Consider the following 12,253-nt stretch of genomic DNA (forward strand, 5'->3'; position numbering starts at 1 on the left):
TAAAGGTTTTAGAATTAGTTGTGCTCTTATTTAGATGTTATAATTTAAAAATTTTGGAAATCACTTCAGAAAAACTCGTAATTGTACAGATACCCCATTTGGGTCATAAACATAGAAATAGCGAGTTTGAATGTCAGGGCTCTGGATGGCAGAAGGGTTAAGACCTCTGTCCTGAGCAAGCTTATGCATTGCATCCAGTTTATCCGTCGCAAAGCAAATGAACATACCTTTGCCTTCAAACTTCTGACCTTGTGGCATGCAGACAAATTCAATCTCAGTTTCTCCGCTGCCATTTGTCAGAAATGCAATTTCTCCAGGTCCCGCTTTAAAACGGCGGGAAATAGTTAGTTCTGTTATCGTCTCATAAAATTCAATAGATTCTTCCAAGTTGTCGACCATTAAGGTCACCTGCTGAATATGCATAGTACATCTCCTTTTCTTTGCGTAATCTTAAATAATCGTCACACAATAAAATATGTAATTCAAGAAGTGCGAACAAAGAACTCCTAAACAGGATGCTCGCCACGCCGACCAGGAACGCTGCCGGTCGCATGTACGCCTGCTCAGATGAGCTCATGCTCTTTGAGCTTCCGTCTAAGCTCGCGAAGCACTTGCCCCAGTGGTGGGAGCTCCTTGACCTGATGCACCAGCCGAGTCTCCCACATCTTTGGCAGTCCAGGTCGCTCGAGTGCTTTCTCCAAGCGAGCAGGGTCGACATTCTTCGATGCTGCTTTCTCAGCGAAGGCTCTCGGAATCTGCTGAAAGTCAATCTCGAATCGTTCCATCAAGAAGTGAAGGTCATAGACATCTCTAGGCTCTGTACGGCCAATCACGGCACAGAGCTTTTCAATGATGATCTCTTCGAGCGAATAGGACGGGAGGCTGCGCTCGATCCGATCGCTGTAACTGGAAAAGACGGGCTTGTCCACGACCGGGAAGATCAGCTTCTCGGTAAGGGTGAAGTCGACTTTGACATCGCGGCTCCCAAGTCGGGCTTGGAGCGGTCCGACGAAGCTCACATAGACCGTTAGGCTGTCGGCCCGTCGCTCGATCCGCTGCGCTGGCATCTCGAACTGAAAGCCTTCTCCGCTGGCAAGAAGCCTGAGGGTTTCCTCGACGCTGGAGAGAATCGTTTCCGGTTCGATTTCTCCGATAACGGTGAAGTCGAGATCCTCAGAGTATCGGTAGTCCGGAAAGTAGATCTTCTTGAGGGCGGTACCACCCTTGAAGACCAGATGCTCGCAAAGAGGTGATCCGGCCAACCCGAAGAGCAACCAGGTCAGGACGTAGTCCTTCTCAATGACCCGATCGCTCATCTGCTCTCGGTAGGCGAATTGTGAAATCTCTCGTTGAGTGATCATGCTCTTGTTCTCATGTTTAGGTTGTGGTGGCTGACTTGAGTTCGTCAGGATCGATGTTGACCCGGACTCGCCACTTGGCCACGTAACGTCCTTCGGCCGGCAGAGTTGGATCGAGCAAGGTGTAACTGGCGGTGACGAATCTCTTGAGCGCCACGACGCTTTCGGGCGTGCCGATCGCGAGGACCTCCAGCAGGAATCCCAGTCGCTTAACCACGGTCTTTCGACCCAGGCGCTCGGTGTATTTGATGAGTTTGACGTAGTCGATCCGGTCCCGGACCGCCCAAAGGCCTCGAGCCACCTCGATGATGCCACCAGAAAGGTCGGGCCGGTCGAGACAATCAAGAATCGTGCGCTCCAGATCACTTGCCTTGACTCGTTCACTGGGAGTCGCCCAGGTATCTTCAAGACCCCAGAGGCCTTCCCTCTTGATCGCAATAAAGCGGTAGGTAGCACCAGCGATCTCTTTCGGAATTCGACGAACTGGGGTCGAGATGTAGACCGTCAACACCGGCTGAGTGGTCATTTGGTGGATCTCAAGGGCGCTGAAGTGTGAGAGGTAGTAGTCGGCCGGCTCGATCAGGTGCTTGGCGACGACATACCAGTTCTCGGAGTACTCACCTGCCTCCCCTGCCGACAGCGGCACGATGAGATAGACACCACGGGTCAGACGAATGAGCCACTTCTTCTTGACGAGCTTGGCAATTAGGAGGTCGACGACGACGACTGAACTGCCGGTAACCGCCCTGGCATCATCCGTGGTGAAGATTGCTTTGTCCTGAGATGCCAAATCAGCCAGGAACTTGGCTTCGGTTTGTCCCAGGGTCTTCGTGAATGTCATCATATATTCATCATGTTTCGTGTACATAATCTATCCTGAAAAGATATATTGTATACACATCGCATAACGATGTCAAGACCGGAAACCGCCAGCCACGACTGGTTTATTGAAGTTGAAAGCGGGACCACTCAGGAAGCGGGCGTGTCACCCGCGACCGGCGTCCGATGCACATAGCGTCGATTCGCGTAGTAGCCGAAGACGGCCGCTGCCAGGCACACCACTCCGCCGAGGATGATCGGCACGCGCCCTCCGGTGACGTCGGCGAGCCAGCCTGAAAGCGGGCCGCCGATCAGCCCGCTGCCGCCCATGACGACCGTCTGCAGTGCGATAATCCTCCCGTGCATCTCCTTCTTGCCTTCGACTTGGATGTTCGCTGTCGTTGCGGTCATGTAAAGGACGCTTGCCACGCCGACAAGAAACGCCGCGGGAAGCGCGAATCCGAACCCGGGAGCGCTGGCCAACAGGAGCATCGTCACGCCGAGCGCGCCCGCGCCGATGATGATGTGCCGCATCTTCACCAAGGCCTTGTTGGCGACGACGAGAGCGCTCACCACCGCCCCGAAGGCATAGACTGCGAGAAGGAAGCTGTAAAAGGTCGGGTCATCGTGCAGGCCGAGGCTGACGAAGAGTTGTAGCGTCACACTGAAGTTGTACGAGAACATGCCGATGGCGACAAGCATCGCGAAATTGACCCACAGCACCGGTGTCGATGCCACGTAGCGCAGGCCCTCGCGGATCTCGCCTTTTGTCCGGGGTTTGGGCGGCTGGCGGTGGAGCTCTGCCGGTCGCATCATGAAGATGCAGAGCAGGACGGCCAGGTACGTTGCCGCGTCGATCGTGAAACCCCATCCGTAGCCCAGAGTCACGACGAGCAGGGCGGCCAATGCCGGTCCAATCATCCGCGCCGTATTCACGATGAGGCTGTAGAGTACGACCGCATTCGGAATGTCTTCGGGCGGAACCATCTCGGAAACGAACGAACGTCTCAGTGGGTTGTCGAACGCGAGGAGGACTCCTCCGAAAGCGGCCAGGATATAGAGTCCCGCGACGGGCGGATGCGGCATGAAGGCCAGGACCGCGAGGCCGACCGACTCGCACATCTCGAGGCTCTGGGTCCACATCAGCATGCGCCGTTTATCCGACCGGTCGGCGATCGCTCCCGCCCATGCCGACAGAAAGAGGATCGGACCGGTCTGACAGGCCGCCATCAGACCGACCGCGAACCCGCTGTGGGTGAGGCGGTAGGCCAGCAGAAGAAGGGCGACATTGGTCAGCCAGTTGCCGACGTTCGAAATCGACTGGCCGATGAAGAATAGCTTGAAGTTGCGGTTCCGAAGCGACAGGAACGTCTGACCAAGCGTGCGGCCGAGACGCGTGCCGGCGGCGGGGGCGTCCGGCAGGTCGGGGACATCGGGAATGTCGAGGATGTCCGAGGTCATCGGGCCGCGCCCATGCGCCGGCCTGTGGCGATGGCCCCAGCCGTCCTTTTGAGCAGCCCATCGGCACCGGGAAGGTTGCCGAGGATGGCCGGTTCATAGTCCATTACAAGCAGAATCGACGTACGGGAATCGATACTTGGAATGCTCGAATCCATGGGTTCTCCCTTGGCGTTTCGGCTGGAAATAAATTGAGGGGCCGGTTCCCATTTCGGGAAACACGACCCCTCACCTGTAAGTTTGAATGGTCGGGCTGACAGGATTTGAACCTGCGACCCCTTGACCCCCAGTCAAGTGCGCTACCAAACTGCGCCACAGCCCGTAAAACGACCAGTGTTAAATTGTACACTATTAAGGCGTCGTGTAATGAACAACCGCGCAATCTTCAATGATTATCAGCCCGCTTTTAACCATGCTCGACCAAACCTCGGATAGCGCCACGACACGTTGCGTTTCATCGATTACCGTGACGACCAACGGCTTATCCGTCGACATGCGCAATGCATGCTTGTCGACATCCCTACTCGAAGGTCCGAAGCCGAGAATTCCTTCGAAAACCGTTGCGCCGGCACAACCCTGGGTACGGGCTTGATCGACAAGCGCCTGATATAACGGACGATTGTCATACATTTCATTGAGGCCGACATAAGCCGACACTTTTTTTACATTTCCGTGCAAAGAGTGAATCATCATTCTCCTCCTTATAGGGAAGACTCGATCAAAGTCCAGAGCTGTTTTGCAATTTCTCGTTTCGATGTTTTTTGCAATTCGACGCTCCCCTGTTCGGTCAGCACCGTGATCTCATTTTCGTCACCATCGAAACCGATATCCCTGCGACCGACATCGTTGAGCGCCACCATGTCGACGCCTTTGGACTTGAGTTTTTTGAACCCGTTTTCAATGAAATTTTCCGTTTCCGCCGCAAAAGCAACGACGAAAGGACGTCCATCTGTCCGCCCGGCGCAAACATCGGCGATGATATCGGGATTCGGTATGAGCTCAAGCTCGATGCTCTCCCCGTTTCGCTTTATCTTTTCGGACGAGACTCGTGCACAACGATAATCGCTCACGGCGGCGGCACCGACCACGATGTCTGCGTCCTTTGCTTGAGACAAAGTGACCTCATGCATCTTCAAAGCGGTGTCGACGGCAATCACCGTCGCGCCTCGGGGAGGAATGACACTCGTCGGGCCGCTGATGAGCACGACGTCGGCACCGCGCTTAACCGCCTCTCGAGCAATCTCATACCCCATCCGTCCGGAGGATCTATTCGTAAGATATCGCACGGGATCGATTGCTTCACGCGTCGGGCCTGCGGTGACGACCACTTTCTTGCCGGAAAGCGAAGAGGAACCGCGCAACTCCTCAAGCACCGCCGAGGATATCACCGAGGAATCCTCAAGCTTACCTGCGCCCTCATCCCCGCACGCAAGTTCGCCGTTTGCGGGCTCGACGAACACGAACCCTTTGCGCTTAAGCTCGGCGATGTTGTCTTGCGTAGCTTGATCAAACCACATCTCCGTGTTCATCGCCGGTGCGATGACTATCGGAGCATTTGTGGCAAGCGCGGTAGTCGTGAGCAAATCGTCTGCAACGCCACGGGCTATTTTCGCAATCACGTTCGCCGTGGCGGGCGCGATGAGATATACATCGATTTCTTTGGCTAAAGAAATATGATGTATCGGTTCGCTCGCCTCATCGAACAAGTCGATTGCAACCGGCTCGCCGGTCAAAGCCCGAAAGGTCGCAGCTCCTACGAATTCGAGCGCGTGACGCGTCATGACGACCTTGACGTGTAGTCCCGCTTTCTGCAAATTGCGAACGATTTCGCACGCCTTATAAGCGGCTATACTGCCCGTCACTCCCACTAGAACATTGGTATGTAGCTGTCGATTCATATTTTCAGTATACCGAAATGCCCGAACTAGATGAGGCCCAAAGCCTTTCCCGACTCTTCGAAGGCATCAAACACCTGCTGAAGGTCCTCATCGGTATGTGTCGCCATCAAACAGGTACGAAGACGCTCCGTACCTTTCGGAACGGCGGGATGAACGATGGGGCACACGAATACTCCTCTATCGAAAAGCATTCTCGTCAAATCCATCGTCTTGCTTTCATCCCCGATCATCACGGGCACGACGCATGTTCCGGTATGAAACGTATCCCATCCCTGATCGATCAATCCTTGCGCGTACACGCCCTGGATGGCATGAAGCCGCTCGACACGCCAAGGCTCACTTTCGAGTGTATCGAACGCGGTGATGGCGGTTGCGCATTGAGCCGGCGTCGTTGCGGCGGAAAATATGAACGGCCGAGAAAAATGCCTCATGTAATTAATCAATTTGAAATCGCCGGCGACATATCCCCCGGCACTCGGAATCGTCTTTGAGAGGGTGCCCATTTTAATGTCGATCGAGTCAATCATATCGAAGTGCTCTTCGATTCCGTGGCCCGTTTCGCCGAGCGTTCCGATCGAATGGGCCTCATCGACCATCAGACGGGCATTGTATCGTGTGCAAACCTCGCGAATGGCCGGCAAATCCATGATGTCACCATCCATCGAAAACACCGAATCGGAGATGACGAGGACCGTCTCATAATTCCCCTGAGCTTTTTCAAGTATTCCTGCCAAGTGCTCGAAGTCGTTATGGCGATACGTGCGCCATTTCGCACCGCACAAAAGGCATCCGTCGACGATTGACGCGTGGTCGAGTTTATCCATGACGACGAGATCGTGAGGACCGCACAACGACGTGATGATCGCCATGTTGGTGACATAGCCGCTGGCAAAGACCGCCGCATCCTCACGATGGGAAAAGCGGGCGATCCGCTCTTCCATACGTTCGTGCAAATCGGTGGTGCCCGTCAAAAGACGCACACCACCGGCACCGGTACCGTATTCATCTATAGCCGCTTTGGCTGCCGCTTCGATAGCGGGATGCCCTATGAGACCGAGATACGAATAAGAAGCCAGCATCACCATCTCCGAACCATCTTTCATGGCAACGCGATGATTCGTTTTTCCGACGGTGGGCTGCAGGTAAAAATAACGATTGGAATCACGCATGGCCGAATAGCGATCGGTAAAATCGGAAAGCGTCGAATCAATTCCATCGTTATACTCGTGCTTTTGTGCCATAAAGGACTCCTATATCTTGTATACAACAGTGTACACAAGGTACCACTTACTAGAAGCCTTTGGTAGTCGATTCTAAAATCCCACTATTAATATAGTGCTTGAAAGTCTCCGGAGAAATGCTCGAGTGCCACTGCCCGAGCGCACGTGCGATGAAATAAATGAGCAGCCACAAGACGACGACGCCTACGGCCCACATCCATGGTGCGATTTTCACTCGTCCGAATGCCTTTGCCTCCAGACAACCCTCGACGGGACATACTTTCACACAATCCATGCAACCGTCGCAGACAGTGCTGTTCACCGTTTTTACGTGCGAAGGATCGATCAGTGTATGGCACGCATGGGCACATTTTCCGCAATGGATGCAGGTGTCTTCGTCGCGGTGGACTTTGCAAGGGGACGCGAGACCGACAAGTGCGTAAAGCCCGCCGACGGGACATAGATATCGACACCACAGCGGGCTTAAGAATAATGAAATCCCGAGACTGATGATAATGGCGATGAGGAACACGGGGTGTGCGAATTCATGCATGATCTTTAAATCGGCGACAGCCATATACGGCATTTTGCGAAATGCAAACACTTCTGCCAAGGAAACCGACATCAATATCGCCACACACGCCGTGGTGAAAAGAATCTGAAAGCCGCGACCGATGTAGTCGAGCCATTTCGGCAATTTGAAATTATGGCCGAAAATCTTTCGACCGATGAGAGCACCGTACTCCCAAAACGTACCGACCGGACAAATATATCCGCAAAATCCGCGCTTGAACAGCAGCGAAACCGCAAGCGCACCTATGATTATCACGAGGCCCGCCGGCAAGATGGTATCCCAGCCGGCACCGCGCACCATACCGAAAAAGCTCGTGAAATGGCCCACGGGCAATATACCGGCGACGGCCTCAGGGCGAGCGACGAACATTCCCTCGCCTTTCGCCCATGCTTCGAATCTGAATAGTTGGATGACGCAAAAAACAAAGAAAAGGAAAAAAGCAGTCTTGATAAACATTCGATCCGTGATGACATTCAAAACTCGGCGCAGCTTTTCGTGCATGATCAACCTTTCTCTATCCGGTAACCGACATCAATCAATGTAGATTAAGAATGGGGAGGCTGATACTCTCGACATGAAAAATCTATATATTCTTTATGTTGCATACAACGCTCCACAAAGGAATCGATGTCTAGCTCAGCCCAATTTTTCAGCACAGCTTCGATACGCGCATGTGTTTCAGGCTTTCGAGGCATGAAAAGCGTACAGCAGTCGGCAGCGTTTTGAGAGGAAATTTCGAATGTCCCGATACGGCGCGCGTCTAGGATGATTTCATTTTTATCGTTGCCTATCAGCGGCCGTAATATCGGCAGCGTCGCGGCTTCATCGACGACGACGATATTTTCGAGAGTTTGAGACGCCACCTGTCCCAAGGACTCTCCGGTCACCAGCGCCGTGGCGCCTTCGTATGAGGCGATCGCTTCGGCCACTTTGATCATGACGCGCCGATACATGATGATTCGCAAATCCGGAAGCACTATCGAAGCGATTTCTTTTTGGATGTCACCGAAAGGAATCACATAAATGCGGCCCATACCGCTCGTCTTCGACAATACCTCGCCGATATCTTTGACAAGCAACTCGGACTCCGACGAAGTAGCGGGACGACCGGAAAAGTGCACACCGACGCCGATGGCACCACGCCGCAAGATGCGCCACGTCGCAACCGGAGAGTCGATACCGCTTGAAAGCAGAGACACCACTTTTCCCGAACTACCGGACGGCAGTCCTCCGATGCCTTCGATTCTCCGCGCGGAAATCAACGTATCTCCACCGACGATGATGATGGAAACATTCACGTCGGGATTCTTGAGTTTGACTTTTGCGCCCGTATGCTCGACGAGAAACGCGCCCACGACCTCGTTGAGCTCGAGGCTCGTCATGGTGAAGTCGGTATTGGAGCGTTTGGCGGTGACACGGAAGGTGTTGAATGCACCGGCCTCGCGTATGACACGAAGCGCGACATTCTCGATTTCTTGAAGGGAGCGTCCTATACGGTATGAAATCATCACATGTGCAACACCGGCGATATCGGCTATCATGCGTGCCAACTCGTCTGCTTCGCACTTTTCAGGCACTTCTACGAGAATACGGCCGGAAAGTCTTATCGCCGGCGCCACTTTTTTCGATTTGAGGACAAAATCGATATTATTCATTAAACGTCGTTCAAACTTAGACCGATTTTTACCTTTGAGGCCGAGTTCGTGATAAGAGACGACGCAGACGGTTGAAATCATCGTTCGTTTGAGAAGCTGTGAGAATACAACCTACTCTGCAGCCTTTTCTGCAGCCTTTACATCACCGTTTGCAATTTCTTTCATCGCAATCGAGAGCGGTTTCTCCTCGGTGATACGTGAAACATCGCTCGCGCTCATGACATTGAGAGCCTGGTCGCGTACACCGTGAATCATGTCGTTGATTTGACGTGCACGTTTTGAGGACAACGTACAGAGGGTAAATTTCGAATCGACTTGCTTGAGAAGTTCATCGTAAGGTGGATTGACTACAGACATTCCTACTCCTTTATGATACGCGCGTGAGAATCGATAATAGCAGTGAGCTCATCGCACGCTTGAGATAAATCATCGTTGACGACTATATGATTATAACGTGCTTTGAACCCCAACTCGCTATTTACACGATTAATTCTTTCCTCTATTTGTTGCGGCGCTTCCGTTCCGCGCTTTATGAGGCGACTCTTCAATTCCTCGATCGAAGGAGGCTCCACGAAAATCGTAACGGCATAAGGCGCAATTTTTTGAACCTGAAGAGCGCCGTTCACATCGATTTCCAAAATTACCTGCTTGCCGGCCGCAACATGCTTCTCGACAGGCGCTTTGGGAGTCCCGTAATAATTGGAAAAATGTTTCGAATATTCGAGAAGGTCGCCGGTATCGATAAGCGCTTGAAACTGCTCGCGTGAGACATAATAATAGCTGATTCCGGCGACTTCACCGGGACGCATGCTGCGTGTTGTGGCGGATACGGACAGCCATGCATCGGGCACACGACAAAGAATCTCCTTCACAAGAGTTCCTTTTCCTGCGCCCGAGGGGCCTGAAATTATAAATAAGTTACCTTTGCGCAAACGCCCATCCACCTACGAAAGGACCTTGAGCAATTCCTCATGTTGACGCTGTCCGAGACCCTGAACGCGACGACTGGGAGAAATGCCGAGTGAATCCATCAAAGCACTGGTTTTAGCTTTACCGAAGCCCGGCAAGGATTCAATGAGTGTCGAAACCTTCATGCGACCGACGACGGGGTCAGCTGCTTTTTCCAAAATTTCAACGAGCGTGATTTTCCCCTCTTTGATTTCAGTACGCAAAACGGAACGCTTCGAGCGCATCTCTGCGGCTTTTGCTAGATTCCTTGTTCGGTCTTCTGCTGACAACTGTGGTAACGCCATAGTCTTCCTCCATCTTCGCACTCATATGAGCGGTTCCCTAAAGTACCCTGAAAAGATGATACGACCAAAAAAAGTATCATGTAAAGCAACACTTTACTTTATACAGCCGATTAGTGCATTTATTCGACTCGTACCGTCGAATGGCTCTTTTTAATACGTTCGACTTGCTGAGCGATACCGACGCCGAGCGCCTCTTTGTCCGGATAGCGAGCGATATCGGTGACTTTTTCGATGAGTTCGACTTCGAGATAGGTGTTGTAAAGGTCACCGGAAAAGTCGAATAAGTGCGCTTCGACAGTCGGTTTTTGACAATCGTCGCGAGGCGATCCGATAAATACCGCGCTTTCACGACTCGAACCGTCGAGAAACCGTACGAGAGCGCGATAACCGCCGCAAGGAACCATCGGAGCCACAAAAGGTTTGACGTTGGCCGTCGGCACACCGATCGTGCGGCCGAATTGCTCTCCCTTCGACACATAGCCCGACAGTTTATACGGATGTCCGAGCAAATCTCGCGCAGCCGTGATATCTCCTTTTTCCAAGAGCGTTCTGATGCGCGTCGAACTGATCCGTTCAGCTCCCGATTCCTCAAGCACGGAGGCGATCACGGTGGTACCGTACGGTTTACAATACTCGGCCAGTTCTTTTATACCGCACCGGCCACCGTGGCCGAAACGGAAGTTTTCTCCCACGATTATTTCTGTGGGAGTACACCGCGAGAACAAATGACCGTCGACGAAATCATGCCCGCCCGTATCGGCTAAGTCCCGAGTGAACGGGATGATCACCACCTCATCGACACCGAGGCTTTTGAGTCGTTCGATACGTTCACACAGCCCGGTAATCGGCGCCGGCACATGTTCGCTGCGTACCACAGTTCCCGGTGGCGGATCGAATGTGATCACAACCGAGGGCACGGACAGCTCTTCGGCGCGTGAAACGACGCGCTTCACAAGCTCGCGATGCCCTTTGTGAACACCGTCGAAAACCCCGAGCGTCACGACGCTTCTTCCGATATTACGCTGCATGATTCCTCCCCGAAAAATTACATTCGGATTGAATTTTTGCAAATCAGGGTTCCGTGCAACCGCATCGAATGCTTCATCTCTCTTATAGAGCCCGAGCAAGCGACCGTCATACGACATTGCAAGGGCGATTTTGTCATCGCACGGCGAACCGCTCATCTTGTTCGTCGGTTTCGGCGCATAAAGACTACGTCCTGAAACGGTATCCTCATCGAGGGCATCGACCACGCGTCCCTTGAGGCCGAGGTTTTCGATTCTTGTGAACGCGTGCGAAAGCGATCCCGGTTTTTTCGAAAGATCGAGAAGTTCCTCCAAAGTGAATGCATCGGCGACGTCGAGATTACCGTCGAGCGTTCTCACGCGCCGCAAAGCGCTGATGTGCCCGAAACAACCGAGTTCGGCGCCGAGATCTCGCGCAATCGATCGAATATAGGTGCCTTTCGACACGCTGAGCTCGATATCCCATGTTTGCAACTGCGAATCAACCGATATGAGTCGGGCATCATAAATTTCGATTTCGCGTGGTGCAAGTTCGACCTTCACCCCTTCACGAGCACTGCGATGGGCGGTTTTTCCCCCGACTTTTATGGCACTGTATTGCGGAGGAACCTGCATATGCACTTTGACGAGATCGGAAAGAACCTTTGCGGCGAAAGCGATATCGAATACAAAAGAATCGACCTTTGCTGAGGCTATGACGCTTCCTTCGCTGTCATCGGTATCGGTAGCCGCGCCGAAAGTCACCGTGGCCCTGTAGGTTTTCGCGTGCGCCGTAAGTTTATCGCTCAAACGTGTGGCCGTACCGACGAGAACCACCAAGAGACCCGTCGCAAGCGGATCGAGCGTTCCGGCGTGACCGATACGTCGCACACCCGAAGCGTTACGCAACTTTGCTATGACGTCATGGCTCGTCCACCCTGCCGGTTTGTCGACGAGGATGACACCGTTCATGGACGGTTGATTTGTGAGAGATTTACTCATGTTTCATCTCGG

At 53.0% G+C, this 12,253-nt stretch carries 13 protein-coding genes and 1 tRNA gene; all 14 read right to left on the bottom strand.

Annotation, left to right across the window (positions count from 1 at the left end):
- Window positions 1–60: 60 nt before the first annotated feature.
- Window positions 61–423: a VOC family protein gene (locus JJE36_06105; GenBank protein ID MBK5211863.1), complete on the bottom strand. Its 363-nt coding sequence runs from the start codon at window positions 421–423 to the stop codon at window positions 61–63.
- A gap of 140 nt (window positions 424–563) precedes the next feature.
- Window positions 564–1,361, bottom strand: coding sequence for a nucleotidyl transferase AbiEii/AbiGii toxin family protein (locus JJE36_06110; GenBank protein MBK5211864.1), 798 nt, complete (start codon window positions 1,359–1,361; stop codon window positions 564–566).
- Window positions 1,362–1,377: 16 nt separating this feature from the next.
- Window positions 1,378–2,202 (bottom strand): type IV toxin-antitoxin system AbiEi family antitoxin domain-containing protein, encoded by an 825-nt coding sequence (locus tag JJE36_06115; protein ID MBK5211865.1) that lies wholly within the window; start codon window positions 2,200–2,202, stop codon window positions 1,378–1,380.
- 125 nt (window positions 2,203–2,327) lie between these two features.
- Window positions 2,328–3,638, bottom strand: a complete 1,311-nt coding sequence (locus JJE36_06120; GenBank protein ID MBK5211866.1) for an MFS transporter — start codon at window positions 3,636–3,638, stop codon at window positions 2,328–2,330.
- A 242-nt stretch (window positions 3,639–3,880) separates the two neighbouring features.
- Window positions 3,881–3,957: transfer RNA gene (locus JJE36_06125), tRNA-Pro, on the bottom strand.
- 29 nt (window positions 3,958–3,986) lie between these two features.
- On the bottom strand, window positions 3,987–4,328 hold the full coding sequence (locus JJE36_06130) for a DUF190 domain-containing protein (GenBank protein ID MBK5211867.1): 342 nt from the start codon (window positions 4,326–4,328) through the stop codon (window positions 3,987–3,989).
- 8 nt (window positions 4,329–4,336) lie between these two features.
- Window positions 4,337–5,533 carry a bifunctional phosphopantothenoylcysteine decarboxylase/phosphopantothenate--cysteine ligase CoaBC gene (coaBC, locus tag JJE36_06135; GenBank protein ID MBK5211868.1) on the bottom strand — a complete coding sequence of 399 codons (1,197 nt, stop codon included), beginning with the start codon at window positions 5,531–5,533 and terminating at the stop codon, window positions 4,337–4,339.
- Between the two features lie 26 nt (window positions 5,534–5,559).
- Window positions 5,560–6,774, bottom strand: coding sequence for an aminotransferase class I/II-fold pyridoxal phosphate-dependent enzyme (locus JJE36_06140; protein MBK5211869.1), 1,215 nt, complete (start codon window positions 6,772–6,774; stop codon window positions 5,560–5,562).
- 49 nt (window positions 6,775–6,823) lie between these two features.
- Complete coding sequence (locus JJE36_06145; GenBank protein MBK5211870.1) at window positions 6,824–7,783, bottom strand: 4Fe-4S binding protein; 960 nt, start codon at window positions 7,781–7,783, stop codon at window positions 6,824–6,826.
- Between the two features lie 89 nt (window positions 7,784–7,872).
- Window positions 7,873–9,063: a tRNA 4-thiouridine(8) synthase ThiI gene (thiI, locus tag JJE36_06150; GenBank protein ID MBK5211871.1), complete on the bottom strand. Its 1,191-nt coding sequence runs from the start codon at window positions 9,061–9,063 to the stop codon at window positions 7,873–7,875.
- A gap of 30 nt (window positions 9,064–9,093) precedes the next feature.
- Complete coding sequence (rpoZ, locus tag JJE36_06155) at window positions 9,094–9,339, bottom strand: DNA-directed RNA polymerase subunit omega (protein ID MBK5211872.1); 246 nt, start codon at window positions 9,337–9,339, stop codon at window positions 9,094–9,096.
- 2 nt (window positions 9,340–9,341) lie between these two features.
- A complete protein-coding gene (gene gmk / locus JJE36_06160; protein ID MBK5211873.1) occupies window positions 9,342–9,914 on the bottom strand; it encodes a guanylate kinase in 573 nt (190 codons plus the stop codon).
- 12 nt (window positions 9,915–9,926) lie between these two features.
- The gene (locus JJE36_06165; protein MBK5211874.1) at window positions 9,927–10,235 is read right to left on the bottom strand and encodes an integration host factor; all 309 of its coding nucleotides are present in this window, start codon (window positions 10,233–10,235) and stop codon (window positions 9,927–9,929) included.
- 119 nt (window positions 10,236–10,354) lie between these two features.
- Entirely contained in the window at window positions 10,355–12,241 is a 1,887-nt protein-coding gene (gene truB / locus JJE36_06170; GenBank protein MBK5211875.1) for a tRNA pseudouridine(55) synthase TruB, read from the bottom strand.
- Between the last annotated feature and the right edge of the window lie 12 nt (window positions 12,242–12,253).

The organism is Coriobacteriia bacterium (genome assembly GCA_016649875.1).
Classification (GTDB): Bacteria; Actinomycetota; Coriobacteriia; order WRKU01; family JAENWW01; genus JAENWW01.